The sequence below is a fragment of the Mesorhizobium sp. XAP4 genome (assembly GCF_029269325.1).
Lineage (GTDB): Bacteria > Pseudomonadota > Alphaproteobacteria > Rhizobiales > Rhizobiaceae > Mesorhizobium > Mesorhizobium ciceri.
The window spans coordinates 830983-847910 of record NZ_JARIXW010000003.1 but is presented as its reverse complement, the minus strand read 5'-3'; the positions used below and the strand labels follow the sequence as shown (position 1 = coordinate 847910).

General features: G+C 62.9%; 16 protein-coding genes. 8 read left to right on the top strand and 8 right to left on the bottom strand.

Going from position 1 to position 16928, the window contains the following annotated elements:
- Together betI and P3C39_RS17580 are read left to right on the top strand one after the other, a co-directional pair.
- Window positions 1-639, top strand: a complete 639-nt coding sequence (betI, locus tag P3C39_RS17585) for a transcriptional regulator BetI (RefSeq protein WP_064994372.1) — start codon at window positions 1-3, stop codon at window positions 637-639.
- A 123-nt stretch (window positions 640-762) separates the two neighbouring features.
- Window positions 763-1521 carry an SDR family oxidoreductase gene (locus P3C39_RS17580; RefSeq protein ID WP_275953543.1) on the top strand — a complete coding sequence of 253 codons (759 nt, stop codon included), beginning with the start codon at window positions 763-765 and terminating at the stop codon, window positions 1519-1521.
- On the opposite strand, the gene P3C39_RS17575 is transcribed toward P3C39_RS17580, so the two are convergent.
- Entirely contained in the window at window positions 1506-2522 is a 1017-nt protein-coding gene (locus tag P3C39_RS17575; protein ID WP_245469215.1) for a LysR family transcriptional regulator, read from the bottom strand. The genes P3C39_RS17580 and P3C39_RS17575 overlap by 16 nt on opposite strands.
- An 88-nt stretch (window positions 2523-2610) precedes the next feature.
- Here P3C39_RS17575 and P3C39_RS17570 point away from each other — a divergent pair, with 88 nt between their 5' ends.
- From P3C39_RS17570 to P3C39_RS17555, 4 genes are all read left to right on the top strand, one after another.
- Window positions 2611-3090 carry a cupin domain-containing protein gene (locus P3C39_RS17570; protein WP_275953544.1) on the top strand — a complete coding sequence of 160 codons (480 nt, stop codon included), beginning with the start codon at window positions 2611-2613 and terminating at the stop codon, window positions 3088-3090.
- Between the two features lie 156 nt (window positions 3091-3246).
- Window positions 3247-4644, top strand: a complete 1398-nt coding sequence (fumC, locus tag P3C39_RS17565) for a class II fumarate hydratase (RefSeq protein ID WP_127368335.1) — start codon at window positions 3247-3249, stop codon at window positions 4642-4644.
- Between the two features lie 236 nt (window positions 4645-4880).
- Complete coding sequence (locus tag P3C39_RS17560) at window positions 4881-5300, top strand: DoxX family protein (RefSeq protein WP_127367736.1); 420 nt, start codon at window positions 4881-4883, stop codon at window positions 5298-5300.
- 156 nt (window positions 5301-5456) lie between these two features.
- The gene (locus tag P3C39_RS17555) at window positions 5457-5861 is read left to right on the top strand and encodes a DoxX family protein (RefSeq protein WP_275953545.1); all 405 of its coding nucleotides are present in this window, start codon (window positions 5457-5459) and stop codon (window positions 5859-5861) included.
- 277 nt (window positions 5862-6138) lie between these two features.
- On the opposite strand, the gene ppx is transcribed toward P3C39_RS17555, so the two are convergent.
- Both ppx and P3C39_RS17545 read right to left on the bottom strand, forming a co-directional pair.
- Window positions 6139-7674 (bottom strand): exopolyphosphatase, encoded by a 1536-nt coding sequence (ppx, locus tag P3C39_RS17550; RefSeq protein WP_024505005.1) that lies wholly within the window; start codon window positions 7672-7674, stop codon window positions 6139-6141.
- The gene (locus P3C39_RS17545; RefSeq protein WP_024505006.1) at window positions 7674-9875 is read right to left on the bottom strand and encodes an RNA degradosome polyphosphate kinase; all 2202 of its coding nucleotides are present in this window, start codon (window positions 9873-9875) and stop codon (window positions 7674-7676) included. Before P3C39_RS17545 ends, ppx begins: the two co-directional genes overlap by 1 nt.
- Window positions 9876-10086: 211 nt before the next feature.
- Between P3C39_RS17545 and P3C39_RS17540 the strand changes: the two genes are divergently transcribed.
- Together P3C39_RS17540 and P3C39_RS17535 are read left to right on the top strand one after the other, a co-directional pair.
- A complete protein-coding gene (locus tag P3C39_RS17540; RefSeq protein WP_013532417.1) occupies window positions 10087-10332 on the top strand; it encodes a zinc-finger domain-containing protein in 246 nt (81 codons plus the stop codon).
- A gap of 19 nt (window positions 10333-10351) precedes the next feature.
- Window positions 10352-11593, top strand: a complete 1242-nt coding sequence (locus tag P3C39_RS17535; protein WP_275953546.1) for an FAD-dependent monooxygenase — start codon at window positions 10352-10354, stop codon at window positions 11591-11593.
- A gap of 74 nt (window positions 11594-11667) precedes the next feature.
- Here the strand turns inward: P3C39_RS17535 and P3C39_RS17530 are convergent, their stop codons facing one another.
- The 5 genes from P3C39_RS17530 to P3C39_RS17510 all read right to left on the bottom strand — a co-directional run bounded on the left by P3C39_RS17530 (window position 11668) and on the right by P3C39_RS17510 (window position 16784).
- Window positions 11668-12336: a TIGR02117 family protein gene (locus P3C39_RS17530; protein WP_275953547.1), complete on the bottom strand. Its 669-nt coding sequence runs from the start codon at window positions 12334-12336 to the stop codon at window positions 11668-11670.
- Window positions 12337-12448: 112 nt separating this feature from the next.
- On the bottom strand, window positions 12449-13252 hold the full coding sequence (locus P3C39_RS17525; RefSeq protein ID WP_013532420.1) for an amino acid ABC transporter ATP-binding protein: 804 nt from the start codon (window positions 13250-13252) through the stop codon (window positions 12449-12451).
- Window positions 13253-13337: 85 nt separating this feature from the next.
- The gene (locus tag P3C39_RS17520) at window positions 13338-14495 is read right to left on the bottom strand and encodes an amino acid ABC transporter permease (protein WP_013532421.1); all 1158 of its coding nucleotides are present in this window, start codon (window positions 14493-14495) and stop codon (window positions 13338-13340) included.
- 9 nt (window positions 14496-14504) lie between these two features.
- Window positions 14505-15692, bottom strand: coding sequence for an amino acid ABC transporter permease (locus tag P3C39_RS17515; protein ID WP_063171823.1), 1188 nt, complete (start codon window positions 15690-15692; stop codon window positions 14505-14507).
- Between the two features lie 63 nt (window positions 15693-15755).
- Complete coding sequence (locus P3C39_RS17510) at window positions 15756-16784, bottom strand: amino acid ABC transporter substrate-binding protein (protein ID WP_024505009.1); 1029 nt, start codon at window positions 16782-16784, stop codon at window positions 15756-15758.
- Window positions 16785-16928 lie beyond the last annotated feature (144 nt).

Sequence of the window (16928 nt, the reverse complement as noted above, 5' to 3'; positions counted from 1 at the left end):
ATGTCAACGTGGATTCGACATGCATGGACCGATCCCGTGAAACTCAAGCGTCTCAGTGAGATCCGCCGCAAGGAATTGCGGCAGGCGGCCTTCGCAGTGCTGGAGCGCGAGGGAATTGCCGGCGCGACACTGGAAAAGGTGGCGGCGCAGGCCGGTGCCTCCAAGGGCATCGTGCTGCACTATTTCCGCAACAAGCAGGAATTGTTCGAGCACGCGATGCGTGAGGCAAACGCCGTCCTGTGCCAAGCGGTGATCGCGCGGCTTCGCCGGGCGCAGACACCGATGGAGCGCATGGATGCGGTGATCGAAGGCAATTTCGAGGAGCATCTGTTCCAGCCGCCTCTCTGCCATGCCTGGCTGTCGCTCTGCGCCGAGGTGCCGCGCGACGAGAAGATGGCTCGTATCCAGAGGGTGATCCATGCGCGCATGCGCTCGAACCTGTTGTCGGGCCTGCGCGGCCTCGCCTCGCCCGGAGATGCCGACGACATCGCGCTTGGCGTCACCGCGCTGATCGACGGGCTTTGGTTGCGGCTCGGCCTGCAGCCGGGCAGCGTGTCGCGCGAACAGGCTGTCCGCCAGGTCAAGAATTATGTCGCGGGACGGCTGGCTTTGGGGGAGCTTGCGACCGCCGGCGCTTAAACCAGCCTCGGCCGGCCTGCCGGATGGCAGCGGTCGAAGTTCATACCGTGGGATAGGCTGACGGCTTGACCTTGGCCGCCACTATACGGTGCTCTCGACGACGCAGAAATCTCGGAGCATCCGATGAGACTTCACAACAAGCGCGCGCTGGTTACCGGCGGGTCGGACGGTATCGGCCTGGCGATCGCCGAGGCCTTTTCGCGCGAGGGCGCGGACGTCCTGATCGTCGGCCGCGACACCAAGAAGCTCGACGCCGCCCATAAGCACCTCGGCGGCACTATCGAGACGCTGTCGGCCGATCTCGCCACATCGGCCGGCATTGCGGCCGTCGTCGAGCACATCAAAAAATCCGGCAGGCCGCTCGATATTCTCGTCAACAATGCCGGGGTGGCTTTCCTGGTGCCGTTCGAGACCGTCAGCGAGGCGCAGTTCCAACAATCCTTCGCGCTCAATGTGACGGCGGTGTTCTTCCTCACGCAGGGTCTGCTGCCGCATCTGGCGGCCGGCGCGTCGGTGATCAACATCTCGTCCTATTTCGCCAACAAGATGATCCCGAAGCGGCCCTCGAGCCTCTATTCCCTGTCAAAGGGCGCGTTGAACTCGCTGACCAAATCGCTGGCCTTCGAACTCGGCCCGCGCAGCATCCGCGTCAACGCCATCGCGCCCGGCACTGTCGACACCGCCATGCGACGCAAGACCGTCGACAATTTGCCGGCCGAGGCAAAGGCCGAGCTGAAAGTCTATGTCGAGCGCAGCTATCCGCTTGGCAGAATCGGCCGCCCCGACGATCTGGCGGGCATCGCAGTGTACCTCGCTAGCGACGAGGCGGCCTGGACCAGCGGCGGGGTCTTCTCCGTCGACGGTGGTTATACTGCGGGCTGATCCGTCCGGGCGCCACGCCAAGCGCCGACATTTTCAGCGACGCCACTTTCTACAAATCCAAGTACGCCTACCGCCTCCAGGACCTGATCGCGAACCCAGCGATGGGGTGGCTCGTCGTCGTGGCGCGCGTGCCAGTACATCCTGATTTCCGGAACAGCAATGGGAAGCGGCGGTTCAAAGATGACGAGCGGCAGGGTCTCGGCCGCCCAAACCGCGAACTGCCTGGGCACCGCCGACAGGTGGTTTCCATTTGCCACGGCTAATGCGACAGCCTGAAAGTGCGGCAGGGTCAGGCTTACACGGCGCGTTCGCCCGATCTTGCGGAGCGCCTCGTCGGTGGAGCCCGACATCGAGCCGTCGATAGAACGAAGAATATGGGGCAGTTCGCAGAAGAGGTCGATCGGCAGAGTCTTGCCTTCCATGATTCCCGCCTGCCTGATCGCAGCGTTGTCGTGCGCGGCGATGATGGCGAATGGTGAATGGAACAGAGGCGTGCTTGAGACCCAGTCGGAGACCTCCAGCGGACGCTCGAGCGCTACGTCGATTTCATCGTCCTGGAGCAGCCGCGAGACATCGCCGCGCGCGCTATCGAGAAACCTTAGCGACGCGCGCGGCGCGGCGCCAGCGATGCGTGCCGCCAGCGCTGGCATCAGCATCATGGAAAAGAAATCCGCCCCCATGAACGTGAAGGTTCGCTCCAGTTCCGCCGGATCGAACGCCTTGGCCGAATGGAAGACGCGTTCGATCTCGCGAAGCGCCACGCGCAACGGCTCGGCCATGCTCTCGGCGCGCGGTGTCGGCATCATGTCATTGCCCCGTCGCACGAACAGCTGGTCGTTGAGGAGATGTCGCAAGCGATTGAGCGCAGCGCTGACGGCAGGCTGGCTGAGGCCGATCTGCTCGCCGGCACGCGTAACGCTTCTCTCCCGCAGAAGGGCGTCGAACACCTTGATGAGATTGAGGTCGAGCGCGTTCAAATTCATCGCATCAATTCGCCCCATACGATCATTCGATTTCCGTTGTCGGCGTATCCCTGGCTAGATCGTCATCGGCCCAGCAGGCACAGGCAACAGAAGGATCAGACACGCCATGACAATGACCCCCGGCACGATCACAGGCAAGGAACTCTTCTGGTTCAACAACACGCTCGTCGCGATCCACGTCTCGTCGATGGCAGGAGAGGACGGCATCTGCGTCGTCGAGCATCACATGCCCTATGGCGACTCGCCGCCGCTGCATGTGCATCGCAGGGAAGACGAAGTGTTTCACATCCTGGAGGGGAGATTGCGCTTTCAGATCGACGGCCACGAACGCATTGCGGACGCCGGCGAAACCGTCATCGCACCGAAAGGCCTGCCGCACACCTACCGGGTCGAATCCCCGGAAGGTGCGCGCACCCTCACCATCACGCGCGGTTCGGATTTTGAGACGATGCTGCGTCAGGCGAGCCGTCCCGCCGAACAGCCCGAACTGCCGCCGCTGATGGAACCAACACCGGAAATCATCGCGGCACTGGTGCAGCTTTGCGCAAAAAACGGCATCGACATTGTCGGTCCGCCGCTGGGGTGAGAGGCCGAAACTGCGCAGCCCTTCCCTTCTTTCCTTTGTGGGAAGGAGAGAAGCGCCGCGCCTTCAACCGATTTGCATCCTCGCCGCCCGCATTCTCCGCTTGAAGCCGTTTGTGCAACGCGATACGCCGTTGCCGACTTCGACAAGGAGAGACCCGTGACCGCTGCAAAGACCAGAACCGAAACCGACACGTTCGGTCCCATCGAAGTCGCCGCCGACCGGTATTGGGGCGCGCAGGCGCAGCGTTCGCTTGGCAATTTCAAGATCGGCTGGGAAAAGCAGCCGGCGTCGATCGTGCGCGCATTGGGCATCGTCAAGCGGGCGGCGGCCGAAGCCAACATGGAGCTCAAGCGGCTCGATCCGGCGATCGGCAAGACGATTGTCGAGGCAGCGCAAGAGGTCATCGACGGCAAGCTCGATGAGCATTTCCCGCTGGTGGTCTGGCAGACCGGTTCGGGCACCCAGTCCAACATGAACGCCAATGAGGTGATCTCCAACCGGGCGATTGAGATGCTGGGCGGTGTTATGGGCTCCAAGAAGCCGGTGCATCCCAACGATCACGTCAATATGAGCCAATCGTCGAACGACACCTATCCGACAGCCATGCACATCGCCTGCGCCGAACGTATCGTGCACGATCTGTTGCCGGCACTGAAGCACCTGCACAAGGCGCTCGCCGCCAAGAGCAGAGAGTTCAATCACATCATCAAGATCGGCCGCACGCACACGCAGGATGCCACCCCCCTTACGCTTGGCCAGGAATTTTCGGGCTATGCCGCGCAGGTCGCTTCGTCGATCAAGCGCATCGAGCTGACGTTGCCCGGCTTGCAGGAACTGGCGCAGGGCGGCACCGCCGTCGGCACCGGCCTCAACGCGCCGGTCGGCTTCGCCGAAAGGGTCGCGGATCGCATCGCCTCCATCACCGGCATCGCCTTCGTCACCGCGCCGAACAAGTTCGAGGCGCTGGCGGCCCATGATTCCATGGTGTTTTCGCACGGCGCCATCAATGCGGCGGCCGCCGCGCTGTTCAAGATCGCCAACGACATCCGCTTCCTCGGCTCAGGCCCGCGCTCGGGCCTTGGCGAACTGTCGCTGCCGGAAAACGAACCGGGCTCGTCGATCATGCCGGGCAAGGTCAACCCGACCCAGTGCGAGGCGCTGACGCAGGTCTGCGTACAGGTGTTCGGCAACAATGCGGCGCTCACCTTCGCCGGCAGCCAGGGTCATTTCGAGCTCAATGTCTACAATCCGCTGATGGCCTACAACTTCCTGCAGTCGGTGCAGTTGCTCTCCGACGCCTCGGTCTCCTTCACCGATAATTGCGTCGTCGGCATCGAGGCCCGCGAAGACAACATCAAGGCGGCACTCGACCGATCGCTGATGCTGGTGACGGCGCTGGCGCCGACCATCGGCTACGACAATGCCGCCAAGATCGCCAAGACCGCGCACAAGAAGGGCACCACTTTGCGCGAGGAAGCGCTCGCCACCGGGCTGGTCAGCGAAGCCGATTACGACCGGCTGGTGCGGCCGGAGGATATGACGCATCCGGGGTAGGCAATTCCAGGAAAAGTGTCTGCGGTTTTCGGTCCGGAATTGCGTCAACCAAAAGCCCGGTATTTCGTGAGGGGAGAATTTACTCCCGTCACGACCTCACCCGAAGCGAATTTTGCGCAGGCCGCCCGATCACGGAAAACGTAGGCACTGTGAACAATGTGTCGCCAGTCTGGTGGCTTTGGTGAACAGTCGGTTTGCTCTATCTCCCCGGCATCAACCCATCCCGGAGAGCCACCATGTCCACCAACATTTCAGTCGCCGGTTCCGGCGCATCCAATGCCTCGACCACCATCCTGCTCGGCCGCGTCCTGCTCGCGGTCATCTTCCTGCTTTCAGGTTTCGGCAAGCTCACCGCCATTAGCGGAACAGCGGGCTATTTCGGCAGCCTCGGCCTGCCCTTGCCGACCGTAACGGCCACCCTCGTCGGCCTGATCGAGCTTCTCGGCGGCCTCGCCATCCTCGTCGGCTTCAAGACCCGGATTGTCGCCTGGGTGCTGGCGGTCTTCACGGTCGCTACCGGTTTGGTCGCCCATACCGGTTGGGCCGACCAGATGCAGATGATCCAGTTTCTCAAGAACCTCGCCATTGCGGGCGGCTTCCTCGTGCTGGCTTCCTCGGGCGCCGGTGCCTATTCGATCGACGCCAAGCGCGGCTGAGCCAATAGCCGGCAATAGCCGAACAAGAAAGCGGCGCGGAATTTTCCGCGCCGCTTTTTCGTTGTTGGTACATGCCCGCCGATCTGTCGGCCGGAGTTTTCTGATAGGATCGGCTATCGGGACGAGGCCGGCCGGCGGCCGACAACGGAGGTGAACATGCCCCGCAACGCGCTGCTCCTGCTCTCCCGGCTGCTGCTCGCCGCCCTGTTCGTGCCTTCCGGTTTCCATGCATTGAGCGACATCGCCGGCACCACAGGCTATTTCGCCGGCCTCGGCCTGCCGCTGCCGACACTTGCCGCCTGGGGCACGGGACTGTTCGAACTGATCGCCGGGCTGCTCATCCTGGTCGGTTTCCAGACCCGGATCATAGCGCTTCTGCTCGCTGCCTTCTGTATCGTCGCCGGCTTCATCGGCCATTATGGCCAGGGCGGCGGCGACGCGATGCTCGCCTTCCTGCACCAGCAGATGCTGATGAAGGACATTGCGATATCAGGTGGGTTTGTAGCGCTGGCGATGGACGGCGCCGGCGCATGGTCGATCGACGGGCGCGGCGCGGTTTGATATTTTTGCTTACACGCGCCCGAGCTGGTCGACCCCCACTCCGTCCCGGCTTTGCCGAGCCCTGATTGACGGGGTAGAGGAAGGGCGCGAGCCTATTGCCGCCAACGCTCTTCCAACGAGGCTCCCTTCCTTTCCCTCCGGAGGGGGGAAAGGTGGCGCTGCAAAGCAGCGACGGATTGGGGGAAGCCGGTCTACAAACGCGATGCCGCCGGCGAAGTACGACCGGCAGGTCTCCGCTTAAGTCAGATAAGACACGGGTCTGCTAGCAGCTAGCGCCTTATTTCACCGACATGCTGGGGCCACCCTCGACGGCCAGCACCAGCCGGCGGTTGGTGATCCTGGCCAGCTGCGCCAGGCGCCCGGCCGGCCGCTCGCCATAGAGATCGGCCAGCGATGCCGGCAAGACCAGCGCCAGCACGCCGTTGGCGCGCTGTTCCCATTTCAGCCTGGGCATGATGCCGGGCATCGACGCCGTCAGCAGGTAGACGACGCGCATCATCGCGGCGAGCACGCGGGCGCGCTCCAGATAACGCGGCGATGCCAGAGCCTTGATCTCGGGGGCGATGGCTTCGTTGAAGATGCCGTCGTGACGATAGGCGTTGGCCATCGCCAGGAAAGCACGGCCAGGATGGTCGACGCCGAAGAAGGACGCGTGCGCAATGATGTTGAGCGACTGCTTGCCGCGGTATTCGGGATGCGCGCGCCAGCCGATGTCCGCCAGCAATGCGGCCGCGTGGCGGTAGCGCGCCTCGTCCTCGGTCTCGTCGATGCCGAAGGCGGCAAAGGTCTTGGCGGTCCAGTCGACAAGTTCGTGCGCATGGGTGACGGAGCGCGAGCGCAGGCGGGCGAGTTCCTCCGAGGCCGAAATCAGCGGATCGGCCTTCTGCTCCGCCTCGTCGAGCAGCGAATAGAGAAAGCCTTCGCGCACGCCGAGCGCCGAGACGATGATCTTCGACGGCTGCATCGCCGCCATGATCTCCTGCAGCACGATGGCGCCATAGGGCAGCAGCGAACGGCGGTTCTTCGAAACGCCTTCGATGCCCTTGACCTTCTCGATCTCGGCCTTGGCCACCTGCTTGAGGAAGTTCGCCGCGCTTTCGGCCGATATCTCGTAATGGTGCATGACGCCAAGCGGATAGTTGGTCATTTCCATGTGCAGCCGGGCAAGATTTCGCCAGGTGCCGCCGACGGCGTAGAAGGGCCTGCCCTGCCCGCCTTTCAACAGCTTGGCCTTCGCCAGTTCGTCACGCGCGATCCTGGCCGCCTGGGCCAGCGAGTTCTTCGCCATGTCTTGCAGGCGCAGGCCGCCCAGCGGCAGCGTGATGCCGTCGCCGATCGCCTCGCCGCTGACATCGACCAGTTCGAGGCTGCCGCCGCCCAGATCGCCGGCGATGCCATCGGCCGGATGGAAACCGGAAATGACGCCGAGCGCGGAATAGTACGCTTCCTGACGACCGCTGATCACTCGGATCTCGGTCTTCAGCACATCCTCGGCGCGGTGGATGAAATCGGGGCCGTTGACCGCCTCGCGGGCCGCCGCGGTCGCCAGCACATACATTTGCTCGGCGCCGGCCTGGTCGGAAAGCGCACGAAAGCGGCGGAACTCTTCCATCGAGCGCGTTACCGCCTCGGGGTCGAGCTTGCCGGTCGAAACGATGCCGCGGCCGAGACCGGCCAGCATCTTTTCGTTGAACAGCATGGTCGGCGAGCGCGCCAGCCCCTCATAGACGACGAGACGGATCGAGTTCGATCCGATGTCGATGATGGACAGCGGTCGGCGGTCCTGCAGCCGGCCCTGAGAATCAGACAGCATCAGCCGGACGCTGCGGCGTTCTTCTTGCGGCGCTTGAACTGCGCGATGCGCTTGGGCGCATGCGACTTCAGCGCGTCACCCCGTCCCGACAGGCTCGGATTGGTCATGAAATATTCCTGCGCGTTGAACGGTTCCTCGCCCTCCTCCAGCACGACGCGCCGGGAGGTTCCATCAGCCAATACGTCGAAACTTTGCTGATTGTCCATAATGTTGCCCAGCATGATCTGGCCAAGGATCTGTTCATGCACAGTTGGATTGGTGATCGGCACCATGGTTTCGACGCGGCGGTCGAGATTGCGCGGCATCAGGTCGGCCGAGGAGATGTAGACGATCGCCTCGTCCGACGGCAGGCCGTAACCGTTGCCGAAACAATAGATGCGGCTGTGCTCGAGAAAACGGCCGACGATCGATTTTACGCGGATGTTTTCCGACAGGCCCGGAACCTGCGGCCGCAGGCAGCAGATGCCGCGCACGACAAGGTCGATCTCGACGCCGGCGCGGCTGGCATCGTAGAGCGCGTCGATGATGATCGGATCGACGAGGGCGTTCATCTTCATCCAGATGCGCGCCGGTTTGCCTTGCACCGCGTAGGCAATCTCGTCGGCAATGTGCTTCAGGATGCGGCTTCTCAGCGTGAACGGAGAGATCGCCAACCGCATTTCGTCCGTCGGCTCGGCATAGCCGGTGATGAAATTGAACAGCTGGGCGACATCGCGGGCAATCGTCGGATCTGTGGTGAAGAAGGACAGGTCGGTGTAGATGCGTGCGGTGACCGGATGGTAGTTGCCGGTGCCGAGGTGCACGTAATTGCGCAGCTTGCCGTCCTCGCGCCGCACCACCAGCGACATTTTCGCATGTGTCTTCAGTTCGAGAAAGCCGAACACCACCTGCACGCCGGCCCGCTCCAGGTCGCGCGCCCAGCGGATGTTGGCTTCCTCGTCGAAACGCGCCTTGAGCTCGACCAGCGCGGTGACCGACTTGCCGGCCTCGGCCGCGTCGACCAGCGCGCGCACGATCGGGCTGTCGTTGGAGGTGCGGTAAAGCGTCTGCTTAATCGCCACCACCTCCGGATCGGCCATTGCCTGGCGCAGGAACTGCACCACCACATCGAAGGATTCGTAGGGGTGATGGACGACGATGTCCTTCTCGCGGATGGCGGCGAAACAATCGCCGCCATGTTCGCGGATGCGCTCGGGAAAACGCGGATTGTAGGGCGTGAATTTCAGGTCGTCGCGGGGAACGGCGACGATCTCGGAAATCTGGCTGAGCGCCAATGGACCGGTCAAGACGCTGATGCGGCTCGACGACACGCCAAGCTCGCCGGCGACGAAATCGCGCAATTCGCCAGGCATCAGCCTGTCGAATTCGATGCGGATCACCGATCCGCGCCGACGCCGCTTCAGCGCCGTTTCGAACAGGCGCACGAGGTCCTCGGACTCCTCCTCGACCTCGATATCGCTGTCACGGATGATGCGGAACGTGCCGGAGCCCTTGACCTCGTAGCCGGGGAAGAGCTTGCCGATATAGAGGCCGACCGCCTCTTCCAGCGGAATGAAGCGGACATGATGCTTGCGGTCCGGCAGACGGATGAAGCGCTTCAGCGCCACCGGCAGGCGCAGCAGCGCGCTCATCTCCTCGCCATTCTTGCGGTGGCGCAATTGCAGCGCCATCGAGAAGCCGAGATTGGGGATGAACGGGAACGGATGCGCCGGGTCGATCGACAGCGGGGTGAGCACCGGGAAAACCTGTTCCTGGAAATGATCTTCCAGCCAGATTTTCTCGTCCTTGGTCAGCGCATCGCGGGTGATGCTCTCGATGCCTTCCTTGTTGAGCAGCACGGTGAGCGCCGAAAGGCTCTTCTGCTGGTCTTCCTGCAGCCGCTCGACCTCACGCAGCAGTTGTTCGAGCTGCTGTTCGGGGGTGCGGCCGTCCGGGCTCTTCAGCGTGATGCCCTCGCGCACCTGGCCGGCAAGACCGGCAACACGGACCATGAAGAACTCGTCGAGATTGGCGGCCGAGATCGACAGGAAGCGGACGCGCTCCAGCAGCGGGTGATTGAGGTTCAGCGATTCCTCGAGAACGCGCCGGTTGAACTGCAGCCAGGAAAACTCGCGGTTGACAAACCGGTCAGGGTTGCCGCCTTCCGGGCGAGCCACCTCGACATCCACGAATTCGTTCTGCACCGGCTTCAGTTCGTTCATGATTCCCGCTCTTCCACACCCGCTCAAGCCGGCTAGCCAGTCACTCTAGCGACCCATGGTCCCTCCCGGAAACCGAAATCGGTTTTCGGGCCATGGGTTAACCGGCTTAACTTATCCTCTGACAGGCTTTTGCGACAGTTTGATTTCATCGAACTTGCAAAGAGGCCTGATATGATCCAGATGCAGACGAGACTGCGTTAAGGAGACGACGATGGCAGGCGGTTCCATTCCCCATTTTCAGAACGATGCGGGCTATCCGGCAATCGACATCGGCGTGAAGGAATTCATGTGCACGGGCGCCAATCCGCCTTTCGACCACCCGCATGTGTTTCTGGACATGGGCGACGACAATGAAAAAGTCTGTCCCTATTGCTCGACGCTCTACCGCTATTCGCCGAAGCTGAAGGCGACGGAAACGCTGCCGGCCGGATGCATCTACATCGAACAGGCCGCCTGAGACTTTCGCGACCAGCCCGATGAACGACACGCGTTCCCGGCAAATTGTCGTCGCCGGGGCCGGTGTCGCCGGATTGACCGCAGCCCTTGCATTCGCCTCGCGCGGCTACCCTGTTCGGGTGTTCGAACAGGCGCAGCGCCTGGAAGCTGCCGGCGCCGGCATCCAGCTCTCTCCAAACGCGACGCGCATCCTTCGCCAGCTCGGCGTGCTCGACCGGCTGCTGCCGGCAGCGGTGCGGCCGCAAGCCGTGGTGTTGAAGAAGGCCGCGACCTTGCGCGAACTGGCGCGCGTGCCGCTGGGGCAAGCCGCCGAAACCCGCTGGCAAGCACCCTATCTCGTCGCGCACAGGGCCGATCTGCAGAGCGCACTGACCGCGCGCGTTGCCGAGGTGCCGCATATCCATCTCACCACCGGCGCCCGCATCGGCGACGTTGCCTCCGGCCCGCATGGCATCACGGCGACGGCCGAGATCGACGGCAAGACCATCGCGGCGGAGGGCTTCCTGCTGGTCGGGGCCGATGGCGTCTGGTCGTCGGTGCGCGCACTTGTCGACTCAGCCAAGGGGTCGGCTTCGCCAAGAAACCATTTCTCCGGCGAACTGGCCTGGCGCGCGACCATCGCAGCTGATAGCGCCGCGGGGCAGAGCTTTGCCGCCATCGGCGCCAGGGACTGCGTCACCACCTTCCTGCATCCCGGCTTCCATATGGTGGCCTATCCCGTCAGCAAGGGTGCGGCCTTCAATCTCGCGGCCTTCACCAGGGGCGACCGCATTGCCGAAGGCTGGTCCGGCAACGCCGACGCCGGGATCCTGACCCGAGCTCTTGCCGGCACCGCGGCAGAACTTGCCCGTCTGGTCGAGCAGGCCGGCCCGTGGACCGCGTGGCCGATCCACACTGTCGACCCGCAACAGCCCTGGACAACACCGAACGGCATGGCGCTGATCGGCGACGCCGCGCATGCGATGACCCCATTCGCGGCGCAAGGTGCGGCCATGGCGATCGAGGATGCGGCGACGCTTGCCGACGCCGTCTACGCCTCCCCTACGGACCCGCTGGCCGCGCTTGCGGTTTGGGAGCAGTCGCGGCGGCCGCGTGTCGCGCAGGTCGCCCGACGCGGCGCTGTCAACCGGCTGGCCTGGCATGCCGCAGGGCCGGTGGCGATTGCGCGCAACGTGTTCCTGAAAATGCGCACGTCGGAAAAACTCGCGGCGGATTTGGACTGGCTCTATGGCTGGCGGGCACCGGAGGCTGACGAAAGCTGAAACCTGCGAAAGGTTGGCGGGACAGAGGGGGGTGTGAAGGAACGCGACACTCGCCAATTCGCGGAATGCCCACGCTAATTATACAGCCGCATCGATAGCCCGAGCGATACAGGCAGCGGGTTCCACCAGCCGGTGCGCAAGCCTGCGGTGCGCAGGGCGGCCGCCGTCCAGGTGTTGCAGCCGACCAGTGCGTTGAAATGGCCGTTGGCTTCGTAGAAGCCGTCGAACCTGGAATAGGCCGCGTCCGGAACGAGGATCGGGCCTTCCGGTCCGCGCTGGAAACTCGCATCGATGAAATCGAGCAACGCCGCGAACCGGTCCTCTGTGATGTCGAACCCCGCGATGTCAGGACGCGGTTCGAGGACGTCACCGGCGACATCGACATGCATGACCGACGCGTCGAGGGTCAGTGCCTTCATCACCGGTACCGCCTTCAGCTCGGACCATGTCGGCGTCTCCAGGTAGAAGGCGCGACCGCCCCAGCCGAAGACGATGTAGCGGACCTCCGGCCTGTCGGCCGGTATGCCGGCGTCGACCAGGAAGTGGAAACGCCGGCGCACGGCATCGTCGACCGGGATGGCGATATCGGTGTGGATCGGATTGTTCAGCACCAGGATGTGGCGCGTCGCTGCGGGCATGGCGGCGGCCGCCGGCCACAGCGGCCGCGGCACGAGGGTGCCCGTCGTCACGGCGAGAGCGACGACAATCAACAGAAGGCCTAGAAAACGTCCCAGTCTCTTCATGAAAAGCGGCTCTGCAAAAGCGCTCCAGCGCGACAGGAACGGTCGCCTGTTATCCCATACGCAAAAGAGCCCGGCAGTGTTTCAGCCGGGCTCCTCGCAAACATCGAAAGGCCTAGTGCAGGATCTGCGACAGGAACAGCTTCGTGCGCTCGTGGCGCGGGTGGTCGAAGAACTCGGCCGGCGTGTTCTGCTCGACGATCTGGCCCTGGTCCATGAAGATCACCCGGTTGGCGACCTTGCGGGCAAAACCCATCTCGTGGGTGACGCACAGCATGGTCATGCCTTCTTCGGCAAGGCCAACCATGGTCTCCAGCACTTCCTTGATCATCTCCGGATCGAGCGCCGAGGTCGGCTCGTCGAACAGCATGATGCGCGGGTTCATGCACAGCGAGCGGGCAATCGCCACACGCTGCTGCTGGCCGCCGGAAAGCTGGCCGGGATATTTGTTGGCCTGTTCCGGGATCTTGACGCGCTTGAGGAAATGCATGGCGATTTCCTCGGCCTGCTTCTTCGGCGTCTTGCGCACCCAGATCGGCGCCAGCGTGCAGTTCTCCAGGATGGTCAGATGCGGGAACAGGTTGAAGTGCTGGAACACCATGCCGACCTCGCGGCGCACCTCGTCGATCTTCTTGAGATCGTTGGTCAATTCCTTACCGTCGACGATGATCTTGCCCTTCTGGTGCTCCTCCAGGCGGTTGATGCAGCGGATCATGGTCGATTTGCCGGAGCCGGAGGGGCCGCAGATGACGATGCGCTCCCCGCGCATCACTTTCAGGTTGATGTCCTTCAGCACATGGAACTCGCCATACCATTTGTGCATGGCGATGATGTCGATGGCGACATCGGTCGTCGAAATCTGCATCTTGGCGGCGTTGACCTTGATCTCTTCTGCGCTGACGGCATTTTCGGTGGCCATGAGAGGGATCCCCTTGTTCTTTTGTTGTTGGTAATGATGCCTGTCGTTACCCCAAAACCGCTATACACTTTTGGGCGACATGCATTCAGCGTTTGTGGCCGGTGTCGAGCCGGCGTTCGGTGTACATTGAATAGCGCGACATGCCGAAGCAGAACAGCCAGAAGACGAAGGCCGCGAAGATCAGGCCAGACCTCGCCGTCTGCGCGGTTGCCCAGTTTGCATCGGAAAAATTCTGTTTGACGATGCCGAGCAGGTCGAACATCGAGATGATGATGACCAGGCTGGTATCCTTGAACATGCCGATGAAGGTGTTGACGATGCCCGGGATGACCAATTTGAGCGCCTGCGGCATGACGATGAAATACATCTTCTGCCAATAGCCGAGACCGAGCGAATCGGCACCTTCATACTGGCCCTTGGGGATCGCCTGCAGGCCGCCGCGCACCACTTCGGCCATATAGGCGGCGGCAAACAGCGACACGCCGATCAAAGCGCGCAGGAACTTGTCGAACGAAACGCCCTCCGGCAGGAACAGCGGCAGCATGACGCTGGCGAAGAACAGCACGGTGATCAGCGGGATGCCGCGCACCGTCTCGATGAAGACGACGCACAGCGTCTTGATGATCGGCATCTTGGAACGGCGGCCGAGCGCCAGCACGATGCCGAGCGGCAGCGACACGGCAATGCCGACGAAGGACAGGCTGAGCGTTACCAAGAGCCCGCCCCAAAGCGAGGTCTCGACATGCGGCAGGCCGAACATGCCGCCGACCAGCAGGACGAAGGCGACGATCGGCAGCACGAAGAACAGCAGAACCGCATTCAGCCCTTTGCGTGGCACCTTCGGCATCAGCATCGGCACCAGCAGCGCCACGAACAGGATGGCGACCAGGATCGGCCGCCAGCGCTCCTCGATGGGATAGCGGCCGAGCATGAACTGGCCGAACTTGGCATTGACGAAAGCCCAGCAGGCGCCGGTCCAGCCATCCGGCTGGATGCCGCCTTGCGCCACCGTGGCGCATACGGTCCGGTCCGGCCCCGTCCACACGGCGTTGATGAACGCCCAATTGATGATTTGCGGCAGGATCATCGCCACCAGGGCGATGCCGACGATTGTCAAAATGGTGTCGCCGGTAGACGCGATCAGGTTCTTGCGCACCCATGCGCCGAGGCCGGTGACGCTGGCGGGCGCCGGCTGCGCCAGCACCATTTCGGTGCGCACCCAGGACATATCATGTTCTTGCATGTCCTTACCTCACCTCTCCACCAGCGCCATCTTGGCGTTGAACCAGTTCATCACAAGCGAGGTCAGAAGGCTGATGGCGAGATAGATCACCATCATGATCACCACGCCCTCGACGGCCTGGCCGGTCTGGTTCAGCACTGTCCCGGCGGTCGCCGTCAGGTCCGGATAGCCGATGGCGATGGCCAGCGACGAGTTCTTGGTCAGGTTGAGATACTGGCTGGTCAGCGGCGGAATGACGATGCGCATGGCCTGCGGCACGACGACCAGCCGCAGGATCGATCCGGAACGCAATCCCAACGCTCCGGCGGCTTCCGTCTGGCCCGCGCTGACACCCCTGATGCCGGCACGCACGATCTCGGCGATGAAGGCGGCGGTATAGCAGGACAGCGCCAGATAAAGCGACAGAAACTCCGGCCGGACCTGAAAGCCGCCGGTCAGGTTGAAAGTCGACTGCTTGGGGTAGTCGAAGCTCAGGGGAAAGCCGCTCAGCGCATAGGCGAGCAGCGGCAGCCCGACGATCAGCGCCGCGGATGTCCAAAACACCGGAAATTGCTGGCCGGTCGCCATCTGCCGTTGCCGCGCCTTGCGCGCGACGAACCACGCCATGGCGATGCCGACGAGCAGGGCGACGAAGATCAGCCATGAACCGTCGCCCCACACGGCGCGTGGGAAATAGAAACCGCGCTGGTTGAGAAAGGAACCGAACGGCAAATTGATGCTGTCGCGTGGCGCCGGCAGCACGGCCAGCACGCCGGAATACCAGAAGAAGATGACCAGCAGCGGCGGGATGTTGCGGAAGACCTCGACATAGACGGTGCAGATCTTCCTGATCAGCCAGTTCTTCGAGAGCCGGCCGATGCCGATGACGAAGCCGATGATTGTCGCGGTGATGATGCCGACGATGGCGACGATGACCGTGTTGAGGAGGCCGACCAGAATGGCGCGGCCATAGGTCGAATCCGACGAATAGGCGATCGCGCTCTCGCTGATATCGAAGCCGGCGCGGCCCTTGAGGAAGCCGAAGCCTGAAGCGATGCGCAACCGCGTCAGGTTGTCGATGACGTTGTGGGCAATCCACCAGACGCCCGCCACCAGCAGCACGACGACCAGCAGCTGGAAGAATATGCCCCGGATTTTCGGATCGTTGATGAAGGAGCCGCGGCTGGGCTCCTCGCGAAGTACGTCCTGCGATGCCATTCGACCGTCCCCTGGAAAGAGAAACCGGGAGGCAGATGATCTGCCTCCCGGATCACATTTCGATCAGCGGATCGGCGGCGCGTATTGCAGGCCGCCCTTGGTCCACAGCGCGTTGATGCCGCGCGCGATCTTCAGCGGGCTGCCCGAGCCGACATTGCGCTCGAACATTTCGCCATAATTGCCGACGGCCTTGACGATGTTGACCACCCAGTCATTGGAAACGCCGAGATCGGTACCGATCTTGGTGTCCGCTTCCTGGCCGAGAACGCGCTTGATCTCGGGGCTGGCCGAGTTCTTCATCTCATCGACATTGGCCTTGGTGATGCCGAGCTCTTCAGCCTGCAGCAGCGCGAAATAGGTCCATTTGACGATGTGGTACCACTGGTCGTCGCCCTGGCGAACGGCAGGTCCGAGCGGCTCCTTGGAGATGATCTCGGGCAGCACGACATGGTCGGCCGGCGATCCCAGCGTCAGGCGGATGCCATAGAGGCCCGACTGATCGGTGGTGTAGACGTCGCAGCGGCCGGCATCATAGGCGGCGTTGACCTCTTCCAGCTTTTCGAAGACGACGGGATTGTACTCCATCTTGTTGGCCTTGAAGTAGTCGGCGAGGTTCAGCTCGGTGGTGGTGCCGCTCTGCACGCAGACGGCTGCGCCCGAAAGCTGCAATGCCGAATTGACGCCCGGCAGCTTCTTGGCGTTGATCATGAAACCCTGGCCGTCATAATAGGTGACGCCGATGAAATTCAGGCCGAGTGCCGTATCGCGGTTGATGGTCCAGGTGGTGTTGCGCGACAGGATGTCGATCTCGCCCGACTGCAGCGCGGTGAACCGCTCCTTGGCGCTGAGCGGCGTGAACTTGACCTTGGAGCCGTCACCGAAGACGGCGGCCGCGACAGCGCGGCAGAAATCCGCATCGATGCCTTGCCAGTCACCCTTGTCGTCCGGCGCCGAAAAGCCGGCCAGGCCGGTGGAGACGCCGCACTGGATGAAGCCCTTCGCCTTGACGGTGTCGAGCGTGGCCGCCGACGCGGCGGACGCCATCAATCCAAGCGTGGCGGCGCCTAGAATGCCGATAGCAATGTGTTTCATGACCCACAGACCCTTTTCTCTGTTTTTCAGGAGTAAATCCTGATTTTTTTCTCCCGTGTGAACGCGGCTTCATCCCGGCCCATCCCGAAACCCCGCATCGTAACCGACGCGCCGCCTCCCATTCACAAATGTCATCGAAGGCGA